This window comes from Actinomadura sp. 1N219, from assembly GCF_044326405.1.
GTDB lineage: Bacteria > Actinomycetota > Actinomycetes > Streptosporangiales > Streptosporangiaceae > Spirillospora.
The window spans coordinates 116,934-139,728 of sequence record NZ_JBIRAY010000009.1 but is presented as its reverse complement, the minus strand read 5'-3'; the positions used below and the strand labels follow the sequence as shown (position 1 = coordinate 139,728).

The following is a 22,795-nucleotide window of genomic DNA, read 5'->3' as shown; positions in this document are numbered from 1 at the left end:
CGGTCGGCTCGCCCGGGGCGGGTGGGGACCGTGTTTCAGCGGACGGCGTCGTTTCAGCGGACGGCGTCGACCGTGTTCCCCGCGCCGCTGCGGGTCACGTACTCGCCGACCCGGTCGTCCCGGACGGCCGTGAACAGCGTTCGCGCGCGGCCGTCGTCCAGGAGCACGATGCTCTGCCCCTCCCGCTGGTCCGTGCCCGCGACCGGGGTGGTCAGGTACTCCCGCAGCGACGTGCGCAGCAGCCGGTGCGCCAGCCCGCGCAGCGTGCCGGACGTCACGGAGTCGTCCACGGTCACCGACCGCGTCGCCGCCCGGATGAACCGGTCGATCTTGATCGGGTTGCGGGTGTCGAGCGCCTTCTCCGCCAGGGCGTGCAGGAACGCCTGCTGCCGCTTGATCCGGTCGAGGTCGCCGTCGGGGAGGTTCCAGCGCTGCCGGACGAAGTCCAGCGCCTCGACGCCGTCCAGGTGCTGGCGGCCCGCCTGCCAGGTGCGGTCGTGCTTCGGGTCGTGGGTCTTCTTGGTGATGGTGACGTCCACGCCGCCGAGCGCGTCGGTCATCTGCACGAAGCCGCCGAAGTCGAGCGCGGCGTAGTGGTCGACGCGGACGCCCGTGAGCTGCTCCACCGTCCTGATCAGCAGCGCGGGCCCGCCGTGCGCGAACGCGGCGTTGATCTTCGTGGTGCCGTGCCCGGGGACGGGCACCCACCCGTCCCGCGGGATCGCGATCACCGACACGCGGTCGCCGCGCCCGGACAGGTGCACCAGCATGATCGCGTCGGCCCGCGCGCCCATCGACGGGATGTCCGCCCGCCGGTCGGACCCGATCAGCAGCCAGTTCTCGCCGCCCCCGCCCGGCCCGGGGCGCCCGGCCCGGGTCGGCAGCGCCCCGGCGATGCGCCGCACGTCCCCGTCGTAGTTGCGCTGCAGCAGGTAGAGGCCGCCTCCGACGAGCAGCAGGAGGCCCAGCGCCACCGCACCGCACCCGATGATCACCTGGCGCCTACTCCTGTTCCGCAGCATGCGCCCACCCTGCACGCCGGGGTCCATGAGGCGCTCGCTGACCGGAGCCTTGCCGTGCAGCTCGACGCCCGCCCACAGCCCGCGCCCCCGCACCTCGCGGGCCACGTCGCCGGGCAGCCGGCCGAGGCGCTCGTGCAGGTGCGCGCCGAGCGTCCTGGAGCGTTCCTGGTACTCGCCCGTCTTCAGCATCGCGACGACCTCGCGGCCGATGGCGCAGGCGAGCGGGTTGCCGCCGAACGTGGAGCCGTGCTGGCCCGGCCGGAAGACGCCGAGGACGTCGGCGTCCGCGACCACGGCCGAGACCGGCATGATCCCGCCGCCGAGGGCCTTGCCCAGGATGTAGACGTCGGGGACGACGCCCTCGTGCTCGCAGGCGAAGGTCTCGCCGGTGCGGCCGAGGCCCGACTGGATCTCGTCCGCGATCATCAGGGTGCCGTTGGCGGTGCACAGGTCCCGCACCGTGCGCAGGAACCCGCTCGGCGGGACGTTCACGCCCGCCTCGCCCTGGATCGGCTCGATCAGCACGCCGACCGTGGAGCCGTCCATCGCGGCCTTCAGCGCCTCGGCGTCCCCGTAAGGGACGGTGCGGAAGCCCGGCGTGTAGGGGCCGTAGGAGTCCTTGGCGTCGGCGTCGGTGGAGAAGCTGACGATCGTGGTGGTGCGGCCGTGGAAGTTCCCCTCGAACGTGACGATGTTCGCCTGGTCCGCGGGGACGCCCTTGACCTCGTACCCCCATTTGCGGGCGGTCTTCAGCGCGGTCTCGACGCCTTCGGCGCCGCTGTTCATCGGCAGCACCATGTCCTTGCCGCACAGCTCGGCGAGCTCGGTGACGAACGGCCCGAAGTTGTCGTGGTCGAACGCGCGGCTGACCAGCGTGACGCGGTCCATCTGCCGTTTCGCGGCCGCGGTGAGGCGCGGGTTGCGGTGCCCGAAGTTGACCGCGGAGTAGGCGGCCAGCATGTCGAGGTAGCGGCGGCCTTCGACGTCGGTGATCCACACGCCCTCGGCCTCGGCGACCACGATGGGGAGCGGGTGGTAGTTGTGCGCGCTGTGCTCGTCGGACAGCGCCCGCAGCTCACTGGACGTCGCGGGCGGCTTCTGGGTCGGCGTCACGGCGCTCCTTCGCGGCTCGGCCCGGCCGGTCGGGCCCGGGCATGGCTGGGACACCGGACGGCGTCCGGTGCCTGGGAGGAAGGGGCCGGGCGGGGTCGGGTGGCCGCCGGTCCGATATCCAGCGTATGTTCGGGATCGACCGTCGACCAATGACGAAAACCGACTTGGGGGGTGTTATTTGTTGCGTCTTGACGAGCTGGACCGTCGAATCGTTGCACGGCTCCTGGAGGACGGGCGCGCCTCGTACGCGCAGATCGGGGACAAGGTCGGGCTGTCGGCCCCGGCGGTGAAGCGGCGCGTCGACCGGCTCCGCGCGGACGGCGTCATCACCGGCTTCGCGGCGGTCGTCGACCCGGCCGCGCTCGGCTGGACGACCGAGGCGTTCATCGAGATCTTCTGCACGGGTGCGACGTCCCCGGAGGAGATCTACTCAAGCGTCCGGGGGCATCCCGAGGTCGTCGCGGCGTACACGATCAGCGGTGACGCCAGCGCCCTGGTGCACGTGCGGGCCCGCGACATCCAGCATCTGGAACAGGCGCTCGAACGGCTGCGCCGCGCGCACAACATCACGGCGACGAAGACGGCGATCGTCCTGTCCCGGCTGATCGGCCGCCCGATCGACGCGCCGTCCCGCTGAGTCAATAGGGTGCCGGGCATGGAATTCACGACCGCTGACCTCGTCGACGACTTCGGGGACGAGCTGCGCAGTTGCCGGACGCAGTTCCGGCAGTACGGTGCGCGCCTGGCGTTCGCCGGACGGGTGTCGACGGTGCGCTGCAACCGCGACAACGGGCTGGTGAAGAAGCTGCTCAACACGCCGTCCGAGGGCCGGGTGCTCGTCGTGGACGGCGCGGGCTCGCTGGCGTCCGCGCTGATGGGGGACATGATCGCGGCGGCCGCGGTGGCGAACGGCTGGGCCGGGGTGGTGATCAACGGCGTGGTCCGGGACGTGGCGGCGCTCCGCGGGCTGGACCTGGGCGCGAAGGCGCTCGGGTCGAATCCGCGCAAGAGCGCCAAGGACGGCGCCGGGGCGGTGGACGTGCCGGTGATGTTCGGCGGCGTGGAGTTCCGTCCGGGCGACTGGCTCTACAGCGACGAGGACGGGATCGTCGTGGCCGAGCGTGACCTGCTGGCCTGACCTGGCACCCGCCCGTTCGGGGGCGCATCCGGGCCTGACCTGGCCGCATCGTCCGACATGCCATGCCAAACGGCAATAGATCGGCTAAGTCGGCCGTAGCCGGGCGTATCCCCCTTTCTTTACTTTCTCCCCGCAACCCACCTTGAGGCAGGGGAGAAATGCGCGCCAAGAACATGCTGGTGGTGCCCGCGGCGGTGATGGGGCTGGTCATGGGAACCGCGGCCCTCCCGGCCGCCGCCGCGCCGCCGAGCCCGCCCATCCCGAAACCCACCGCCAACCCGTGGCAGATGAAGCACTGGCCGCAGACGCAGCCGTGGCAGCGCGCCCAGCCCTCGCCGCAGAGCTTCGCGCACGGCGCACCGCGTCCCATCGATCCGCAGAACTTCGAGATGCCGGAGACGATGACCTGGGACGACTACAAGCAGATCCCGGGAACGAACTGGGCCGACCCGGCCAAGAAGGGGTCGCTCAAGAACTTCAACGGCGCCGTCGTGCTGGTCGACTATTCGAACCAGCCGTTCGTGGTGACGCAGCCGAAGAACTCCTCGATCTTCGGCAACCCGGTCGGGACCGGCGACGTCCCGCGCGACAAGGTCGCCAAGTTCTACGAGGAGTTCCTCAACAAGCCGCAGCAGCTCAACCACGGCCACACCCTCCACGAGTACTGGATGGAGGACTCCGGCGGCCGGTACGGCGTGAACCTCACCGGGTTCGGCGCCTACAAGATGCCCGCCAAGGACCACGAGTACGGCGTGGACGGCATGCAGGGCGGGACGGGCTGCCCCGCCGGCGACACCTGCAACCGCGACCTGCGCAAGGACGCGCGGGCCGCCTGGGTCGCGGACGTCGGCGAGGAGACCGCGAAGAAGTTCGACTTCGTGTTCTTCCTCAGCGCCGGGCAGGACGAGTCGTCCACCTGGCAGGAGTTCGGCGAGATGAAGTTCGGCACGAAGGAGAACGTGCCCGCCGACTGGGGTCCGGGCGACCCGAACCTGACGAACTGGGTGCGGACCCGGTACATCCCTTGGACGTCCTGGCAGGCCGGTTCCACCATCTGGCCGAACGCCATCTTCGGCGAGTCGTCCACCCAGGCGGAGAGCTCCGGCATGTCGGTCTTCGCCCATGAGTTCAGCCATATCCTCGGCATCGCCGACAACTACAACAACCCGTACAGCAACCCGCCCCGGCGCGCCTACAGCGGCATCTGGGACATGCTGAGCCGCGGCACGTTCAACGGGCCCGGCGGCCCCCACAGCCGGTGGACGATCCCCGCGACGGGCGGCGGCTCCATGGGCGCGCAGCACATGCTGCGCAACAAGCTGAAGCTCGAAATGGTCGACCCGAACCACGTGCTCCAACTCGACCGGGAGAAGCTGGCCTCGTCCGGCGCGGTCGTCGCGCGGGTGACGGCCCGGTCCGTCGTGCCGGGCGAAGGCGGCCTCACGGGCATCAACCTCAAGCTCGGCGCGGGCGGCGACAAGAGCCCGAAGTGCGACCCCAAGACCGACCCGCTGTGCGACGAGGGCGGTTACGAGAACTACACCCTTGAGGTCGTCGACCGCATGGGCACCGACTCCTTCACCCCGGACTCCGGCGTCCTGCTGGCGAAGACCAAGAACGAGGACAAGGCCCCGTTCATCTGGGTCAAGGACGCCAACCCGCAGGACATCGACAAGGTCGACTTCGTCCTGCCGGACGGCACCCCGGTCAAGATGACGATCGGCGACTACCGGCAGCTGTCGGACGCCCTGTTCCACGCGGGGACGAACTCCGGCAGCGAGTACGAGTACGTCGACCAGGCCAACCGGCTGCACTTCTACGTCCTGAACGTCGAGCGCGACCAGAAGGGCGTCCTGGCGTACACGGTCGCGATCCGGTCGCTGGACGGCGCCGGACCGCAGGAGCGCGGCGTCCAGCTCGGCAACGCGCAGGGCCAGCCGACCGGCGCCGGCTGGACGAAGTGCACGCTGACGCTCCAGAACAAGGGCAAGGGCGGCACCGGCCACCACGGCTCCGACGTGTTCCGGCTCAAGGCCGGCGCGCCGAGCGGCTGGACGACCTGGCTCCCGAACGAGCTGGCCACCGCGCAGGCGAAGGGCAGCACGGAGGTCGAGGTGTGGGCGAAGGCCGCGCGGCGCGGCCACCGCAAGACCGACCTGCCGGTGACGGCGACCTCGGAGAGCGACCCGTCGAAGTCCAGCACCGGGACGTGCAAGCTGCGCTGATGAAGGGGGATTCGCGGGCGGGACGGTCTCCGGGCCGTCCCGTCCGTCGTTCCCGCGTCCCGCGTTCGTCCCCGTCCCGTACGCGACGCCTGGGCCGGGGCGGTGGTTCACTCGCGCGACGTAATGGTGCGCGAAAACTAAGTTGCACGTCCCAAGGTCATCTCTTCACCATTCGTGACCCCGGGTCGGGATACGTTGCGGAATGTGATCATCTTGCAGCGTACAGTGACCGGGCTTCGCCGGCGGGACGGCGTGGCCGTCGCGCTGGCCGTGCTCGTGGCGAGCGTCGTCCACGCACTGCCTGCGCAGGCGTCTGCGCCTGGGCGAGCGCCGGCGCAGGCGGCCGTGGCGGCCCCGAATCTCCGTGACTTCGATCTGCGCCGGGTCTCCGACCGCAGCGGGCCGCTCCGCGCGCTGAGCGGAAAGCTCGAACGGAGCAGCGTGGACGCGCTGCTCACCGCGTCCGGGCAGCGCAGGCTCGGCCACGGCTGCGGGAAGCCGGCCGCCGTGCCCGCCCGCTCGCTCGTCCACTGCTTCGACAGAGCGGACAGCGCGACCGGGAAGTGGGTCCCGCAGGGCGTCACGAGCGTCTCGGACGCGACGGCGGGCGAACGGCTGCCCGGCGGCGGCAGGCCCCTGCTCGTGTCGTGGCACGACAGCGGCAGGGTCAGGCTGACGTTCGTCAACCCTCACAGGCGCACATACCGGCACGTCCTGCTCGTCTACCCGACGATGAAGCGCGGACGGCCGACCTATGGCGACATCGGCGTCCACGCCGGGGGCATCGCCTGGTACGGCTCCAAGCTGTACGTGGCCGACACGCGCCACGGCGTCCGCGAATTCGACATCCGGCAGATCTACGACCTGGGCAAGAGCAAGGCCGGGTCCACGGGCCATGCCGGGCGGGTCGGGCTGCACGGCAAGAAGTACTACGGCCACGGCCACCGCTACGTGATGGCTCAGACGGGCAGCTGGCACTTCACGCGCGGCAGCACCAGCGGCAAATGCCACGGCTCGGGCCCGCTGCGCATGTCCTGGATCGCGGTCGACCGCACCACGTGGCGGCACGCCCTCATCGCGGGCGAGTACTGCAAGCCGAAGGCGCCGCGGGGACGCGTGGTCACCTGGCCGCTGTGGGCGCTGTCCGGGGGCGGCGTCGCCCAGGCCGACTGGGCCGCCGCCCTGCCGGGCGACAGGATCCAGGGCGGCGTCAGGACGAACGGCCGCTGGTGGTTCACCCAGGGCCGCGGCCAGAAGCGCGGACGTCTCCTCATGACGTCCCGGGACTGGGACGGGTGGAGCCGCGTCACCCGCCGCACCATCTCGCACGGCCCCGAGGACCTGTCCTGCTACCGGGGCCAGCACCGCATCTGGACGATCGCCGAACACGCCCGCAAGCGCGCCCTGTGGGGCTTCCGCGCCGACTCCTGCGGCTGACCGCCATGAACCGGGTCGGCGCGCCGAGCTCCGCGCGCCGGCCCTCCGGTCAGGCGTTCACCTTCGTGCGCTGCCGGGCCTCGACCGCCCCGGCCGTCCGGTCGCGGCCGTGGCCGACCGCGACCGCGCCCAGCGCCAGCACGCCGAGCCCGGCCCCGATCCAGGCCGTGGACGCGAGCCCGGCCCCCGCGTCGATCGCGAGGCCGCCGAGCCACGGCCCCGCCGTGATCCCGACGTTGAACGCGACGACGTTCCCGGCCGCGACCAGCGTGGCCGAGCCCTCCACCATTCCGAAGGCCCGCGAGTTGAGCGTCGGGTTCGTCCCGAACCCGACGAGGCCGAGCAGGAACACCAGAGCCACCGCGGGCGCGGGCGACCCGGCGGTCAAGGCCAGCGCCACCGACACGAGGACGAGCCCGCCGAACCCCACGTACAGGGTCTGGACGCCTCGCGTGTCGGCCGTCCGCCCACCGGCCGTGATGCCGATGAGCGCGCCCGCCCCATACAGGGCGAGCACCGCCGGGACCCACGCTTCGGCGACGCGGGTCGTCTCCTCCAGCAAGGCGCCCAGATAGCTGAACGTGACCATGAGCCCGCTCGTGGCCAGGGCGATCGTCCCGTACAGCAGCCACAGCCTGGGGACGGCCACCGCGCGCAGCTCGTCCCGGATGCGAGGGCTCTCGCCTGCCGGGCGTCCGGCCGGGATCGTCGCCGCCACCCCCGCCATCGCGACCACCGACATCGCCGCGACTGTCCAGAACGCCGCCCGCCAGCCGAGATGCTGCCCGATGACCGTCCCGGCCGGGAGCCCCACGATCGCCGCGACCGTGAGCCCGCCCGCGACGATCCCCATCGCCCTCCCGCGCGCGTTCGCCGGGACGAGCCCGATCGCCGTCGCCGCGGCCACCGCCCAGAACCCGGCGTAGACGAACGCCCCCACGACCCGCGTCGCGAAGAGCACCCAGTAGTCGGACGTCAGCGCGCCGATGACATGGGTCGCGGCGAACGCGGCGAGGAACGCCAGCAGCGCCCGCCGCTGCGACCAGCGCCGCGTCAGGACGGCCAGCACCGGCGCGCCCGCGAGCATCCCGATCGCGAACGCCGAGATCAGCAGCCCCGCTTCGGGCACGGACACGCCGAGATCGTCCGCCATGCCGGGCAGCAGCCCCGCCAGCATCAGCTCCGACGTCCCCTGCGCGAAGATCGCCATTCCGAGCACGAAGACGGCCAGTGGCATCGATGTCGCCCCTCTGTATTGGATGGTTCAGTTCAAAACCAGGTCGTGCGAACGGACGGGCACATGCCCGTCCTCTTAGCTCAGATTGCGTTCATGGCGGTGTCGGCGATCGAGGCGAGCGTGCGCTCGTCGGCCCCGCCGCGAGCCACGACCCGCATGCCGCTGACCGTCGAGACGACGAAATGCGCCAGCGCCCGCGCGTCCCTGCTCCGGTCGATCTCCCCGGACCGCATCCCTTCCTCGACGGCCGCGGTCAGGGCCGTCAGCCGCCGCCGCTCGTCCCGCTTCAGCCGCTCGGCGACCGTCTCGTCGCGCGGCGCCAGCTCCACCATCGTGTTCACGACCAGGCATCCGGCCGGATCGCCGGGCTCGGGTTCGACGGCCCACTCCAGGATCGTCCGCAGACGTTCCCGCACGGGACGGCCGCCGTCCTCCAGGACCCGGATGATGTTGGCCGTCTTGACGTCCATGTAGTGGACCAGGGCCTTCTCGAACAGGTCGTGCTTGCTCCTGAACGTGTTGTAGATGCTGCTCCGTCCGAGGCCGGTCGCGTCGCACAGCTCCTGGGTGGAGGTCGCTTCGTAGCCGTCCGCCCAGAACGCCCGCATGGCGGCCTCGACCGCCCGCTCCTCCTCGAACTTCCTCGGCCGCGCCATGCGCCTACGCTAACACGTTATGGACCGTCCGATCCAATATGGAACAGGGGCAGCCGGATGAACCGCCGGCGGTCAGACTGCACCAGCAGCGCCTGACCATGCGGGATCGGGCGGCGCAACGCGGACGGCACGTCCCACAGATCGGCCTCCTGACCGCCCGCGTGCCCGAGCAGCAACACCGGCGCGCCGAGCGCGTGCAGCGTCTCGACCAGCGGATCCCTCGGCTCGCCGAAGCTGATCTGATGCCGGGAGACCACGAGGCGCAGACCGTTCTCGGCGCTCGACCGGAGCAGGGGCAGAAGAGGCCGGAGCGGATCGTCCTGGAGGAGCCACCGGCGGTTCCTCATGACCAGGCAGACATCGGCCCCGTGGCCGGTCCGGCCCCGGTGCTCGACCCTTCCGACGACCTCCCGGAGACGGCGGCGGAACTCGTCGGCGGCGGGCGAGTCACCGCCCGACGCGGTCCTCCTCCCGGAAATGTAGTCTTCGCCGTCGAGAAAGTAGAGATCGCCTTCAACGCGCGTGCGTATTTTGCCGTACAGGTGAGACAGCAGCCTCGCTTTTCCGGACCCGGACGGGCCGGAAATCAGCAAATGCTGGTCGGTCGTGAAATCCAGCAGGACGGGCTCATCGGTGTCAACGTCCACGCCGAGGGGAATTCGCGTGTCCGCGACCGTCGCGGATGGGGCGACGTCCGGCCCGGGCCGCGCCTCGTCCTCAGTGAAGCTGACCGTCCGGCGAAAGCGGTCACGGAGGCCGGGAGTGCGCTCCCAGAGACGGCCCAGCACCGGCGCCTCGCCGTAAAGGATGACGACCGGATCGTCGCTGAATTCGTCCATGGCCATATTCAGCGCGGTGCCGATGGCTGAGCGGCTGGGGTCTTCCCGGAGCGACACGTCCTCCGCGACATGAAAGAACAGCACCTTGCCGAGGGCCGCCTCGAACTGCTCCAGGACGGCCCCCACGGTGTTCATCAGGTCGAGATCGTTCAAAGCCTCGCTAGATGCCTCGACCGGACCGCCCGTCGACACCACACCCAACTCCCCGAGCAATTCCGCGTACAGCTCCGCACACGCCGACATCACCTGCGCGGGACGCGTTCCCTCGAACACCAGATGGCGTGGCCCCGGAGCCCTGCCCGCCCGCCGGGACTCGATCTCCTCGTTCACGAATACCCCGAACGCGGCGACGGCCTCGTGCCCGCCACCGAGCCGAACGAGCAACCCCTCATACGTGTTCAGCAGCGAGCCGAACCGGGCGGCGAGCTGGGGAAGGTCGTCGGCGGTGGGAGAGGCGGCTCGCGACCGGCTCCTCGTCCGTTCGAGGAAGTCGTTGAGCGCGGCTTCGGGCGGCTCCGGCGCCACCGTGAACGGACGCGGTGTGCCGCCTCCCGCGAGGAGGTACGCCGTCCGGTCGTCCGCGAACGGGAGGTTCGCGCGCCCGAGGACGCGCTGGAGTTCGGCGGGCGGCAGACGGCCCGCCGCGATCCGCCAGCCGAGCAGCGGCAGGAACCGGCTCCACATCGTGGTGTTCTCCACGCTGGTCGACGTGAGCAGCAGCTGTACGCCGAGCGACCTACCCCGCTGGGCGAGTGAGAGGAGCGCCTCGCCCACCTCGCGCCTGCTGGACGGAAAGGTCAGCGAAACGTCCGCCACCACGAGCAGCCGCGGCGGGCCTGGGGGCGGTCTCGGCGCGTCGCGGGACAGGAGTTCTTCCACCATGCTTTCGGGCGCACCCTCGGCGGCCCGGGCATCGAGCTCGTCCGTGAGGAATCTGAAGAACTCTTGGAGTTTCTCAGGGCGGCCGAGCAATTCGTCCTCGGAGTAGACGACGTGCGGCAGCGCGATGGGGTCCCCGAGCGGATGCTCGCCCAGACCTGCGAAGGCAAGAATGACGTCCGAGGGAGAGGACGTCGCGGCCAGCGCGAGCGTAATGGCGCGGATGACGCGCTGACGTGCCTCGGTCTCACCCGCGACCAGCCCATGCGGAAGACCCGACGAGAGGTCGAGCGGGTACAGGGTGACGACGTTTCCATCAGCGTCGTGGCCGACGGCCGGATTCCGGGGCGTGGACGCGGGAAGGGCCCACGTCTCCTCGAACTCCGCGCTTGGGTCGCCGCCGTTCAAGCTCAGCACGTCGTTTTCCGGGGCGAGGCCAGGCCGCGGTGTGATGTGGGACGGAGCCGTGCCTGCCGGGGGCTCCGTCCGCCACGCGAGCCTGCTTGCCCGGGGGCCGCGCTGACGCATCCGTTCCACGATGGGGTCGCTCACATCGAGAGAAATCCGTGCGGGACGAAAGCCGAAATGGGTTTTCAGCTCGGTCATGAGGGATCCGGAGTTGACGCCGTCTTCCGCTGCGGGGAAGTTGGCGCGCCATCCCGCGAACTCGGCCAGGCGGGGCGGCGGCGGCGAAGTCTCTGGAGAGGAGAGGATGAATCGAATCCCCTGAGCCGGTCCTGCTTCGCAGAGGTTGATGATGGGTTCGAGCATGTCGTGCCGCGCCTCAAAGAGCGGCACGGCGTTGTCGAGGATCACGATCAGGGCGGGCAGTGGGTCGAGCGGCCGTCCATCGGCGATGGCCGTCTGGTATTCGTCCCACGTGGGGATCCCAGCGGCCTGGAGGATGGTCTCGCGGCGCCGTCGCTCGCTTTCCAGCACCCATGGCAATTGGCCTATCAGCGGTGAGTCCGTCGATGTGGTGTGTACCGCGGTGGTGACGTGGGGGAGGCTGCCCAGGCCGACGAAGGAAGTGCCGCCGGAGAAGTCGACGAATGAGAAGGTGACCGTGCTCGGCGAATGGTTGAGGGCGAGTCCGAGCACGATCGTCCGCAGCAGGGCGTCGCGGTCCCTTCTCGGGCCGAAGATCAGCCAGAGCTTGTTGGCGACACCGCGGCGGAGGATGTCGATTCGCGCCGTTTCGCCCTTGCCGTCCACGCCGATGGGGATGGGGTTCGGGGGGCGGCGGCCCCAGCCGTCGCCGAGGAGTTCGTCGACGGGTGTGCCGAGGAGGTCCAGCAGGTCGGGCGCGGGTGGTGCCGGGACGAGGTGGGAGCGGGTTTGAGGGGTGAGGAGGGCGAAGTGGTCGGTGTCGGCGGTGAGGGTCACCGGGCCGCCCTCGGTGGGGAGGAGGGCGCGGAACTGGTCGGCGGACGTTCCCGCGCGGCGTTCGATCTCGGCGGAGACGGCTTCGAGGACGCGGCGGGTGTGCAGGGCCTCGGGGCGCGGGAGTGTATCGAGGAGGGCCTCGCGGGCGCCGGGCACGAACTCGTAGCGGACGCCCCCGGCCGGACGCAGGAGCCCGCTCAGCAGCACTTCGGCGAGCTGCCCGGGGCCTGAGCCGCCGAGGATGCGGTGCTGGATGAGGCGCATCACCGGCAGGGACGGGACGGAGACCGCGACGTGGGCGGCGAGCTCGGCGGCGTCCGGGGAGGCGGTGGCGAGGAAGCGGCGGACGCGTTCGCCGATCGTCAGTTCGCGTTCGCGCCGCACCGGAGTCGTCCCGGCAGGGCGGGACGGGATCGTCGCGACGGCGGCGGGCTGCGGGTCCGAGCCGGAGACGAGGCGGGCCCACGCGCCGAACCAGCGGGGCGACGCCTCCAGCACGGGGACGGGGATCCCGGGGGCGGCGGCGCCGTCGTACGGGGTGAAGCGCAGGTCGGTGTTCGGCGCGGCCGGGCGGGGCAGGAAGGCGACGCCGGGGGTGGCGGGGGCGGCGGTGCGCCGCCAGAGGCGTTCGGCGAGGGGCTGGAGGATCGCGGTCGGCCCGGTCTGCGCCCAGCGGCGGACGGCCTCGGCCGCGCGCCCGTTCCACCAGTGCGGGCCGGAGCAGTCGGACAGGACGAGCACGGCGTGGCGGCCGGAGGCGTCCAGGAGGGTGCCGGGGTCCTGGCGCGGGGCGTCGGGGGTGGCGGTGATGCCGCCGGTGGCGTCGAGGTAGCCGAGGTGGACGTCCTGGAACGCGCCCTGGCGGAGGAGGGTCTCGGCCAGCTCGCGGGCGAGGGGGCGCCAGAGCCGCATCGTCGGGCCCGTGTCGACGACGAGGCTCAGGCTCAGCCAGCGTTCGGGCGACGGGACGAGGACGGGCGTCCACAGCCGGGTCTCGGCGATGCGGGCGGCGGTCGCGTCCTCGTCCAGCTCGAAGCGGTGCCTGGACGGGACGCGGCGCTTGAGCGGCCGGAGCGCCCGCTGCACGCCGAGCGGGTCCGCCAGCATCGGCGCGGTCGGGACGAGCACCTCCGACGCCTCGCCGACCGGCCCGGCGGCGGCCCCGGGCGCGGGACGCGGATGAAGCCGGGAGTGCGGCTCCCGAGCGGGCGGCGGCGGAGCGGGCGCGGACGGAGCGGACGGAGCGGCGGGGCGAGGAGGCTCGGCGGGCTCCTCCGTCTCGACCGGCCGGGCAGGTCGGGCTTGCTCCTCGGGAGGCGAAATGTGGCAGGCGAGCCACAGCATCTCGCTCAGCTCGCGCGCGTCCGGCGGCGGCCCGATGGCGGAGAGGGCGTCCCGGAGGCGGTCAATCGTCATCGACGGGCTCCGACAGGTACGGCATGATCCGGTCGGCCAGGGTCCGGCGGTCCTCGGTGTCGGCGTGGCGGCACAGGTAGACGGCGTTGAGGAGCTGGTCGGTCGCGAGGGTGCCGGACGCGGCGCGCTCGAAGAACCGGCGGACGAGGTCGTCGCTCTGGTCGGCGAGCGGCCCGAGGTGCTCGCGGACGATCGCCGACAGCTCCGCCTCGCCCGACGGCTGCCGCAGCTCGACGGTGACGCAGCGGCGCAGGAACGCGGGCGGGAACTCGCGCTCGCCGTTGCTGGTCATCACGACCAGCGGGAACGCGCGGCAGCGGACCGTTCCGGCGGTGACCGTGACCCGGGAGCCGGGGGCGTCGGCGGTCATGACGTCGGCGGACGGGTCCGCGCGGCGGGTCAGCTCTGGCAGCTCGTACTCGCCCTTCTCGAAGATGGTGAGCAGGTCGTTGGGCAGGTCGATGTCGCTCTTGTCGATCTCGTCGACGAGCAGGACGCGGGGACGCCCGAAGGGGAGCAGCGCGGTGCCGAGGGGGCCGAGGCGGATGTAGCGGCCGATGTCCTCGTCGGCGGGCGCACCGTCCTGTCCGGGGCCGCTGCCCTGTCCGGGAGCGCTGTTGTGTCCGGCTGCGTAGAGGCGGGTCAGGGGGTCGTACTGGTAGAGACCGTCGCGGAGCGTCGTCCGGCTGGTGATGGGCCAGTGCAGGACGGGTCCGAGCCCTAGTTCGTGGGCCACCGCGTAGGCGAGCGTCGATTTCCCCGTACCGGGCGGGCCCGTCACCAGGAGCGGACGACGCAAATACAGGGCGGCATTGACCTGCTGCACGGCATCGTCCGACGGACGGTACGTCGTTGCCTGGTGCGCGTTACCGGAAGCCCCGGGCGGGGGCGGCAGGACGGGTTCGCCGTCGAACGCGCGCCAAGGCGGCGGCGGAGGCAACCGGTCGATGCCGTCGTGCGGGCGACGGCTCCCTGTGTAGAGCAGCCAGTCGGGCACCTAAACCTCCATGGCGAGCGGGGGATCGGGGAGCCGGGACGGATCGTCCCACAGCAGGGTCAGGTCGCGTCCGCAGTGCGGCTTGTCCTTGGGGGCGACGAGCGCCTCTTTGCGTAGGGCGAGCGCTACCTGGGGCAGGTCGCCGGGGTGTTTGTCGCCCACGGCGGCGGTCAGCTCGTCAAGCAGCCGGTGCCCGCGGCAGTCGCCGTGGGCCGGCGCGTCGCACGGCGTACGCGTCCACAGCATGACGGGGATGCCGTTGTTGAGCGCGGCCGTCAACCGGCTCTTCACCGGACGCGACCCATAGACGAGCACGCAGAAATCGACGTGCGCTTCCAGCCAGTCTTGGAATTCACTGCCCTTGCGTGGTTCGTCGCAGGGAATCGGGTGCGGGTCGCTGCGTCCGCGCGCGTTCAGCAGCTTCCAGCGGTGGTGGGCCTGGTCGCGGCGGATCGAGTCGGGGCGCAGGCGTTCGACGTCCCGCACGACGACCGGATACCGGCGCATCGGGATCTTGTTGCGCGGGTCGATGTACCACTGCTCGAACGGCTTGCCGAGCCAGCTCTCCGGCACCGCGAACTCGATCATCCACTCGTGCCCGAACAGCGCGGGCGCGAGCGCGGCCACGCCCTCCTCGACCGCCGCCCGGACCCGCCGCTCCGGGACGCGCACGGTCGGCCTGGACGGCCCTTCGGCCCCGTCCGTCCAGGTGTGCACGGTGACGTCGAAGGCGTTGTCGAACGTCACCCGCTCCAGCCGGACGATCACCGACGCGGGCCCGGAACGCGCCGGGCCCGGGGCGGCGGGCGCGGCGCCTGGCAGATGCCGCACCGACCAGGCGGCGAGCCGCTGGCGCAGCGCGTCGGACAGATGCCGACCGAGAGCCGCCAGATACCGGACGAGCCTGTCCTCAGCGAGCCCTTCCGCGACATACCGCACCGACGCCCACGCGGATCGGAATTCGCTGAGAGGCGGGCGGCCGACCGCCCGTTCGAGGTCGGCGCCGAGCGGTTCGGTGAAGCGCACGCCGTCCAGCAGCTCCCGCAGCTCGCGCCGCGCCTCCGCCGTCGCCCACCGGAGCGGGAGCAGGTCGTCCAGCTCCTCCCAGTGCGCGCGGAGGCTGGTGACGGGCAGCATCCAGCCGAGCTCCGCGCGGTCGCCGTGCCGGAGCTCGGCGTTCGTCACCATGCCGATGACCTCGCCCGTCGACGTGTCGTACACGGCGGACCCGCTGAACCCCTCCTCCAGCCACTCGCCCGCGCCCGTCTTCAGCTCCCACCACTCCTGCCGCATGCCCCGGTGCGGGGACGTCGTCACGGCCGCGTGCCGCTCGTTCCGGTCGTGCCGCCTCGGGAAGCCGCAGACGCCGAACGTCCGGCCGCCGGCGGTGCGCTCGTGCAGGTCGTCGGGGGCGGCCAGCCGGGCGGGCGGGAACGGCACCGGCTCGTCCAGTTCGAGGACGGCGACGTCGCCGGTGTCGCCCTCCCGCAGCCACCCGCCGCGCCACACGACCCTGGCGGTCAGCCCTTCGCGGAGCCCGGGAAACCCGACCCGCGCCTCGTCCAGCCCGTGGACGGTGTGCGCGCAGGTCAGCAGCCGGTTCTCAGTGACGAGGAACGCGGCGCCGAGCTTCCCGCCCGCCGGATGGCCGACCCAGGCGCGCCACTGCCAGTCGTCCACGTCCGGTCACGCCTCCTCCGGGGCTCCGGTTCCCGTCCCCGCCGCCGGTCGGCCCCAGATCATCTTGACCTTGAGATGCCCCTCGACGGACGTCTTGGCGATCACGGCCCCGGCCGCCGCGTTCAGCTTGACGCCGAACTCCAGCTCGACCGCGTCCGGGTTCAGCTCGCCGCCGCGCAGCGCCGCGAGCGCCGTCTCCGCCGCGTCCCGGACGTGCTGGAACGCGTCCTCGAACTTCCCGGCCGCGTCGTGGATCATGCCGCCCTGGCGGGACACCGACGAGAACCCGGGCTCCCGGTCGTCGGTCTCCACGACGATGGTCCCGTGCTCGGTCTGCCAGCGCACCAGTTCGTTCACGTCCGCCCCCTCGTCACGGAAATCTATCAAGATCATGCGGTGTGTGATGCTTGTGCCGGGGGATCGCGACCCCGCGAGCACGGCCACAGGAGGACACGATGATCACCGTCGACCAGGTGCGGGCGCTCGCGCTGACGCTTCCGCGCACGTCCGAGCACCTGATCAGGGACCAGGTGAAGTTCCGCGTCGGCTCGATCGTCTACGTCGCCTTCTCTCAGGACGAGACCGTGATGGGCTTCGCGTTCCCCAAGGAGGAACGCGCCGCGCTGATCGAGTCGGAGCCGGACAAGTTCCACCTCCCGCGCGAATCCGACCTGCGCTTCAACTGGGTCCACGCCTGGACGGAGGCGCTCGACGAGCCCGAAATGCGGGAACTGGTCGTGGACGCGTGGCGCATGGTCGTCCCGAAAAAGGTCGCCGCCGCCCGCCTCGGCCTTTAGCGCGCTCAAAACGCTGATTCAGTGGGGCGGCGCCATCGGGTTGATCGCGTTGGCCGTGCTGCACCCGCTTTCGCCGAGCGTGCGCTGGATTCTGGGCGGTGACCACACGTCCGTCCGGCCGGGCGCGACGCGGGCCAGGACGCAGTCGAGCACGCCGGACTTGTAAGGCCGCACCGACAACACCAAGCCCACCACAGAGCCCTGGGTATCGAACTCGGCGCGGACGGCCGGGTCGAGACGCAGCGACGCGACGGCCTCACGGACCTCCGCCTCGTCCGCCCTGCCCCCGGCAGGGACGCGCGGCAGCACCTTCTCAAGGCGTGTGGACGGGATGTCCGGCGTCTTCGGCCACGGCTTGAACCTGAGCGGCTCCCCGCGCGGGCAGGACACCTTCCGCGGGGCGTCGTCCCATTCGGTGCGCGGGCTGAACCGCAGCTCAAAGCACCGTTTCACGGTGACCGTCCCGGTGTCGGGCCAATCCATCGCCGCGGTGCCGGACGTCCTGACCACCACCACGACCCCTTCGGGTGCGCCGGTCTTCGTGCCGCTCACCCGCATGACGTCCACCTCGTCGAGGTCGGCCGCCCGGTGCCCCATGTCCTGCGCGGACCACGAACGCGAGCCGTACAGGACGTTGCCGACACGACGGGCCTTCTCCAGGGCGGCGTCGGCGGCCCGGTCCTCGGCCGACGCCCCGGGGACGCACCCCGTGATCAGCAGGCCCGCCAGCAGGCCCACCAGGCTGACCAGGACGATCGCGATTCGGCGCATGCGCTCATGATCGAGCCGCCGGGCCCCGGGGCGGTATCCGCGTTCGTACTCAGTTCGCGGTGGCGGGCTGTGGTTCCTTCTCGTCCGGTGTCTCCTTGACCGGCTCGGCCTTCGACCCGCCCCCGGACGGGACGCTGCGTCCCCATGCCATCGCCGCCGCGAAACACGCGAAGGGCAGTGCGGGCAGCAGGTACCGGTAGTCGAAGTCCACGGTGACGGGCGGGACGGCCAGAAGCGCCACACTCGACGTCCAGAACAGAGCCGTCCGCGCGCGCGCCCGCCGCCACACGATTCCGGCCGCCCCGGCCAGCAGGACGACCCCCAGCACCGTTCCGGGCACTCTCACACGCTCCTGGTAACCGCGCATGACGCCCGCGTACGGCTCCACTACGTGAGTGCGTCCCGTGCCGTGCGAATACGCGCGGACGACCGTCCGCCGGTCGCCGCCGCCGAGCACGGGCAGGTCCGGCTTACGCGCGGTGGGCTTCGTCGGGAAGTGGTACCTGGCCTCGGTGCCCACGGTCGGGTAGCGGCTGCGGTTCCACGAGAACGTCCGGACGAAGAAGTCGTACGACACCACCCGCGCGTAGTCGAGGGGCTGGTTCCGGATCGCCCACAGCGCGAACCGCTGCGCGTCCGCGTTGGTCTTCTCGTCGAACGCCTCGCCGTTCTTCCAGCCGGTCGGCGAGCCCTCCACCCAGATCTGGTGGGACGAGGCGGGCCGTTCGTCCTTCGGGCCGTGCGGGCAGAGCCTGGCGATGTCCGGGGGAGGCGTGAACGCGTCGCAGTCGGCGAACGCGGCCGTCCGTCCCCACAGGAAGATGCCGTCCACCCCGGTCATGCCGAACCGGCCGTGCTCCTGCTGGTACCACGTCGCGTACGCCCCCACCGGCAGGACGAACATCGCCGCGAGCGCCAGGTAGGCGGGCCAGCGCGTCCGGCGCACCAGCAGGTACAGCACCGCGATCAGGAACAGCGGCACCCCGACCGTCCGCGTGACGGCGGCCACGCCGAGAAGCGCGCCCACCAGCGCCGCCCGCTGCCATCCCGTCGCGCCGGGCTTCGCCAGCAGCAGCATCGCCCCGAACGCCAGGACGGTGAACAGCGTGTCTGACAGCAGCAGATGTTCGAGGACGATCTGGTAGGAGTCCAGCAGGATCGGCGCGACCGCCACCGCCGCCCACACCCGCCGCACGTCGAAGTCGCGCACGAGCATCCGGTAGCCGACCGCCGCGAGCCCGATGATCGCCGCATGGTGCAGCGCCGTCACCAGCGCCAGGCTGTGGAACGGCTTCAGCGCCCACAGGAAGATCCCGTAACCGGACGGCCGCAGCGGATGCGGAAACGGATCGTTGGCGATCCGCACGAAGTCGTAACTGTCGTTGAACCACAGCACGCCCTGGAAACCCAGCATGGTGATCACGCGGAGCACGATGCCCGCGGCCAGCACCACCGCGAAAAGCCGGTTCCCCTTCACCGCGTCCACCACGGCCCCAACCGTGGGACGGCGGTCGAGCAGAGGGGAGAGCAACACCGGGACCCTAACTGTGGGACGTGCGGGCGGACAGAATCCTGTGCCGACCGGACCTCGGCCGCGTCACGCCGGGGGCGGGGACCCTGGGCTCGTCGTACGCCTCCGCCCACGCATCGGCCGAGATCCTACCAGCGCGCCCAGGACCCCCCACCCGTCCAACCCGTATGTCACCAGATCAGGACATATCAGCGCCGTGCCGCCATCGCTGTGCCGCCATCGCCGCGCGGACGTCGCCGGCGATGGCCTCGTCGATCCGTCCGTCGGGGGCGCCGCCGACGCCGATGCCCGCGACCGGGAAGCCCTTCCGGATGATCGGGACGCCGCCGGGGAGCACCAGCGTGCCCGGGATCTGCTTGATCGTCTCGTTCCCGGTCAGGGCGCTGGTGGGCCGGCCGAAGGCGACCGCGGTGTAGGCCTTGCGCTTGGCCGACTCGTAGGTCTGCGGGCCCGCCCTGCGCGTCCTGACGACCAGCCTGATGACCCCCGACCGTTCCATGACGACCATCGTCACCCGCTGGTTCCCGCGCTTCTTGGCGGACCGCACCAGCGCCTCGGTGGCGCGGGTGAGCGACCAGTCCGACAGCACGAGATCGGACGGCCCGTCGCCGCCGCGCCCCGCCGGGACGGCGACCGGACGCGCCGCGTCCGCCTGCGCCGCCGGCGCCAACGGGGCGAACGTCCCGGCCACGACGGCGCCCACGACGGCGACACCGCCAACGAGATGCCTGTATGACATGTCTCTCCTTCGCAGAACACTAAGAGTAATTTCCTGATTGCAATGAGTTACATCCCCAGGAATGTGCCGGCGATGCCGCCCCGCGACCGGACGTCCACGGCGGCGCCCCCGATCAAGATCAAGATAAGGTGATCTTGGAAATCGGGACAGAACCCCCCCCGCTGGCGGGGGTCCTCCCCGGGACCGCACGTCCGGTTCTGCGCCCACTTCCGACCCCTGTCACCACATGGAAGGAACAACGGGTGAGGCGCTGGAGAACAGCCCTGATCGGAACGGCCGCACTGGCCGCGCTACTCGTCCCCGCCGCCCCCGCGGCGTCGGCCGACCCGGGCGGGCCCACCGGGAACGGGCCGAGCGGGACCACCGGGAACGGTCCGGACGGGACCACCAAGCCGTCCCGGCCCGCCGCCAGCATCGGCCACAGCAAGACCAAGGCCCCCGCACGCGGCGACGCCGCCGACCACACGGTCACGATCCGCGGCATCGACATCGACGGGACGCCCGTCGCGCCCCTCGCCGGCCTGATCGACCCGGCGTCCGGCGCGGAGTACGCGCTGACCCAGTCCGGGGACACGCTCACCGCCCTGGTTCCGGCCGGGACCTACGACCTGACCGCCATCGTCCTCACCGGCGACCCCGCCAACCCCAGGGACCTGGCCCTCTACGGCAACCCGGCGCTCTCGGTGACCGCCGACGCCGACATCACCATGGACGCCAGGACGGCGACGGAGATCAAGGCGGTCAGCCCGTCCACGACCGCCGCCGAGACCAACAGCCACGCCCAGATCACGCAGACGATCGCGGGGCAGCGGATCTCGTCCACCATCACCGGCACCCCGCAGACCAGCCTCCGCGCCTGGCCGTCGTCCACGGCCACGCGGCCGTACCACTTCCTGTACGTGGAGAGCCAGTCCGAACCGCCGGCCACCCTGCCCTCGCCGCGCGTCTACAACCTGGCGTTCCCGACGTCCGGCCGCATCCCCAGCACGCTGACGTTCACCGCCGCGCCGAGCAGCCTGGCGCTGGTGAACACCACCTACGCGTCCCAGGGAGTGGCGTCCAACGGCGTCGGCCCCCACTCCACGATCGTCGACTTCGAAGGCATCGACGAATCGGCGGTGGGCCTCACGCACGCCGCCGCCGCACCCAGCGCGCAGCGGATCTACTACACGGCGGACGGCGTGGTCTGGAGGGGGAACTACTTCTACCAGGCCGCCGACGTCCAGGTGGCCCAGCGGCACACCAGCCTGCAGAACTATGCTCCCGGCGCCACCTACTCCGAGACGTGGAACAAGGCCGCGTTCGGGCCGACGATGAAGACCGGGCACGGTGAGGGACTGCTCGTGACCGGGGCGCTGATCGCCGACACCGGCACGCCTGGCCACGAGAACTTCGGCGGCAACTACTCCGAAGGCATCACGGGCACGCTCGCCCTCTACCGCAACGGCCAGCTGGTCGGCCAGAGCAGCAACCCGCTCGGCGGAAACTGGAACGTGCCCGCCGAGGCCGCCACGTTCCGGCTCGACATGTCCCTGCAACGCTCGGTCGGCTGGTCGAAGTACGTGTCGAGCATCGACGCGCACTGGACGTTCCCGTCCGCCGAACGTCCCGGTGACCCGTTCGCGAACGAGCACGGACTCCTTCAGCCGCGGATCACCGGCGACTACGACGGCACCGGACGCGCCCCGTCCGGCGTCACGTTCCCGCTGGACGTGGTCGCCGAGCGCGCCCTGAACGGATCCGCGGTGACCTCGGCGTCGCTGGAGGCGTCCTTCGACGACGGCGCCACCTGGACCACCGTGGCGCTGACCCCCAACGGCACCGACCGGTGGACGGCCAACGTCGTCCACCCGACCACGCACAACGGTTACGCGGCCCTGCGGTTCAAGGCCGCCGACGGCTCCGGAAACGCGGTGGAACAGACCGTGACCCGCGCCTACGGCCTTCGCTGACCCCGACGCGGCCCCGAGCCCCGCCCTGGGCCCCCGCCCCCGGGGCCGCGTCACAGCGCCTTTGGCACCGGCCGCCCGGTCATCCGATACGGCGGCCGGTGTCGTCGCAAGGCAGCCGCGCGCCGGGGTTCGCGTTGGCGAAGTCGCGGGCGAGCTGGTTGGAGATCTGCGCCACCGGATCGGACTCGACGGTGACGAGCCCCGTGAACGGCTGTTCCAGATCGCGGATCAGCAGCAGGACCAGGGCGAACAGGATCGTGACGGCGATCATGGTGCTGATCTGCGCGGCGTTGCGCGTCAGCGGGATCTCCAGCGCGTACCCGACCAGAGCGATCACCAGGGCGAGCAGCACCAGCCAGTAGACCGGGTTCGGGGTCTTGGCCTTCGACTCGTCCACACGTTTACCGCGTTCCGTGGCGCGTTCCTTGTCCGCCGACACCAGCATCCCGAATGCCGGACTCTCGCTCTTGGCCACCCCCGCGAAAGCCCTACGGACATCGGTGGACCAGAGGCTGGGGATCGGGGAAAGGGTGCCGTCGCTCATGTCCCATTCGTGGTGCACCACCGCGCGGGAGTAGCAGACCAGGTCCGCTTCGATCCGCTGCCGCTCCGGCTGCGGGACATAGGCGGCGACCTCGTACATATGGTCGAGCGCGTTCGCCTCGGCCCGGGACGCGTCGCGCGCGGTGTTGTACGAGCTGGACGCCTGCACCAGGATGAACGCCAGGATCAGCACAGTCAGGGTGAGCACGGGACCCAGCAGATCCTTGGGCGACACGCACCCGTCGGAGTCGGTCTTCCCGGTGCGTCTGCGCCACCAAAGGTTGGCGCCCAAACCCCCCACCAGCGCCACGGCCAGCACCACAAGGATCAATACCGTCATGCCCCACCCCATGCCGACCACTCAGAGCGACAACCAGCCACAAGGAGTAGTTCCAAGAGGTCAGAGCCATAAACACCCCCCCACAGCGCTGTCCGCG

At 71.3% G+C, this 22,795-nt stretch carries 17 protein-coding genes and 1 pseudogene; 6 read left to right on the top strand and 12 right to left on the bottom strand.

Annotation, left to right across the window (positions count from 1 at the left end; genetic code table 11):
• Positions 1 to 53: 53 nt before the first annotated feature.
• A complete protein-coding gene (locus ACH35V_RS25985; RefSeq protein WP_395976288.1) occupies positions 54 to 770 on the bottom strand; it encodes an LCP family protein in 717 nt (238 codons plus the stop codon).
• Between the two features lie 264 nt (positions 771 to 1,034).
• Positions 1,035 to 2,135 (bottom strand): annotated as a pseudogene (gene rocD / locus ACH35V_RS25980) (ornithine--oxo-acid transaminase); the annotation flags it as partial.
• Positions 2,136 to 2,316: 181 nt separating this feature from the next.
• On the opposite strand from rocD, the gene ACH35V_RS25975 reads away from it, so the two are divergent.
• From ACH35V_RS25975 to ACH35V_RS25960, 4 genes are all read left to right on the top strand, one after another.
• Positions 2,317 to 2,772, top strand: a complete 456-nt coding sequence (locus tag ACH35V_RS25975) for an Lrp/AsnC family transcriptional regulator (protein WP_395975837.1) — start codon at positions 2,317 to 2,319, stop codon at positions 2,770 to 2,772.
• An 18-nt stretch (positions 2,773 to 2,790) separates the two neighbouring features.
• Complete coding sequence (gene rraA, locus ACH35V_RS25970; RefSeq protein ID WP_395975835.1) at positions 2,791 to 3,273, top strand: ribonuclease E activity regulator RraA; 483 nt, start codon at positions 2,791 to 2,793, stop codon at positions 3,271 to 3,273.
• 158 nt (positions 3,274 to 3,431) lie between these two features.
• Positions 3,432 to 5,498: a M6 family metalloprotease domain-containing protein gene (locus ACH35V_RS25965; protein WP_395975833.1), complete on the top strand. Its 2,067-nt coding sequence runs from the start codon at positions 3,432 to 3,434 to the stop codon at positions 5,496 to 5,498.
• A gap of 204 nt (positions 5,499 to 5,702) precedes the next feature.
• On the top strand, positions 5,703 to 6,935 hold the full coding sequence (locus ACH35V_RS25960; protein WP_395975831.1) for a hypothetical protein: 1,233 nt from the start codon (positions 5,703 to 5,705) through the stop codon (positions 6,933 to 6,935).
• Between the two features lie 49 nt (positions 6,936 to 6,984).
• Here ACH35V_RS25960 and ACH35V_RS25955 read toward each other — a convergent pair whose 3' ends face one another.
• The 6 genes from ACH35V_RS25955 to ACH35V_RS25930 all read right to left on the bottom strand — a co-directional run bounded on the left by ACH35V_RS25955 (position 6,985) and on the right by ACH35V_RS25930 (position 16,418).
• The gene (locus tag ACH35V_RS25955) at positions 6,985 to 8,172 is read right to left on the bottom strand and encodes a Cmx/CmrA family chloramphenicol efflux MFS transporter (protein WP_395975829.1); all 1,188 of its coding nucleotides are present in this window, start codon (positions 8,170 to 8,172) and stop codon (positions 6,985 to 6,987) included.
• A gap of 80 nt (positions 8,173 to 8,252) precedes the next feature.
• The gene (locus ACH35V_RS25950; protein ID WP_395975827.1) at positions 8,253 to 8,828 is read right to left on the bottom strand and encodes a TetR/AcrR family transcriptional regulator; all 576 of its coding nucleotides are present in this window, start codon (positions 8,826 to 8,828) and stop codon (positions 8,253 to 8,255) included.
• Between the two features lie 17 nt (positions 8,829 to 8,845).
• Positions 8,846 to 13,348, bottom strand: coding sequence for an SAV_2336 N-terminal domain-related protein (locus ACH35V_RS25945; RefSeq protein WP_395975825.1), 4,503 nt, complete (start codon positions 13,346 to 13,348; stop codon positions 8,846 to 8,848).
• Positions 13,338 to 14,345 carry an AAA family ATPase gene (locus tag ACH35V_RS25940; RefSeq protein WP_395975823.1) on the bottom strand — a complete coding sequence of 336 codons (1,008 nt, stop codon included), beginning with the start codon at positions 14,343 to 14,345 and terminating at the stop codon, positions 13,338 to 13,340. Before ACH35V_RS25940 ends, ACH35V_RS25945 begins: the two co-directional genes overlap by 11 nt.
• Positions 14,346 to 16,025 carry a trypsin-like peptidase domain-containing protein gene (locus ACH35V_RS25935; RefSeq protein ID WP_395975821.1) on the bottom strand — a complete coding sequence of 560 codons (1,680 nt, stop codon included), beginning with the start codon at positions 16,023 to 16,025 and terminating at the stop codon, positions 14,346 to 14,348.
• A 6-nt stretch (positions 16,026 to 16,031) separates the two neighbouring features.
• The gene (locus ACH35V_RS25930) at positions 16,032 to 16,418 is read right to left on the bottom strand and encodes a CU044_2847 family protein (protein ID WP_395975819.1); all 387 of its coding nucleotides are present in this window, start codon (positions 16,416 to 16,418) and stop codon (positions 16,032 to 16,034) included.
• Positions 16,419 to 16,480: 62 nt separating this feature from the next.
• Between ACH35V_RS25930 and ACH35V_RS25925 the strand changes: the two genes are divergently transcribed.
• On the top strand, positions 16,481 to 16,822 hold the full coding sequence (locus ACH35V_RS25925) for an MmcQ/YjbR family DNA-binding protein (protein ID WP_395975817.1): 342 nt from the start codon (positions 16,481 to 16,483) through the stop codon (positions 16,820 to 16,822).
• 18 nt (positions 16,823 to 16,840) lie between these two features.
• Here the strand turns inward: ACH35V_RS25925 and ACH35V_RS25920 are convergent, their stop codons facing one another.
• From ACH35V_RS25920 to ACH35V_RS25910, 3 genes are all read right to left on the bottom strand, one after another.
• Positions 16,841 to 17,593, bottom strand: coding sequence for a hypothetical protein (locus ACH35V_RS25920; RefSeq protein ID WP_395975815.1), 753 nt, complete (start codon positions 17,591 to 17,593; stop codon positions 16,841 to 16,843).
• A 49-nt stretch (positions 17,594 to 17,642) separates the two neighbouring features.
• Complete coding sequence (locus ACH35V_RS25915) at positions 17,643 to 19,124, bottom strand: hypothetical protein (RefSeq protein ID WP_395975813.1); 1,482 nt, start codon at positions 19,122 to 19,124, stop codon at positions 17,643 to 17,645.
• 178 nt (positions 19,125 to 19,302) lie between these two features.
• Positions 19,303 to 19,863: a heme-binding protein gene (locus ACH35V_RS25910; protein ID WP_395975811.1), complete on the bottom strand. Its 561-nt coding sequence runs from the start codon at positions 19,861 to 19,863 to the stop codon at positions 19,303 to 19,305.
• Between the two features lie 242 nt (positions 19,864 to 20,105).
• Here ACH35V_RS25910 and ACH35V_RS25905 point away from each other — a divergent pair, with 242 nt between their 5' ends.
• A complete protein-coding gene (locus ACH35V_RS25905) occupies positions 20,106 to 21,815 on the top strand; it encodes a hypothetical protein (protein ID WP_395975809.1) in 1,710 nt (569 codons plus the stop codon).
• Positions 21,816 to 21,894: 79 nt separating this feature from the next.
• Here ACH35V_RS25905 and ACH35V_RS25900 read toward each other — a convergent pair whose 3' ends face one another.
• Entirely contained in the window at positions 21,895 to 22,698 is an 804-nt protein-coding gene (locus ACH35V_RS25900) for a DUF4239 domain-containing protein (protein WP_395975807.1), read from the bottom strand.
• Positions 22,699 to 22,795: the final 97 nt, after the last annotated feature.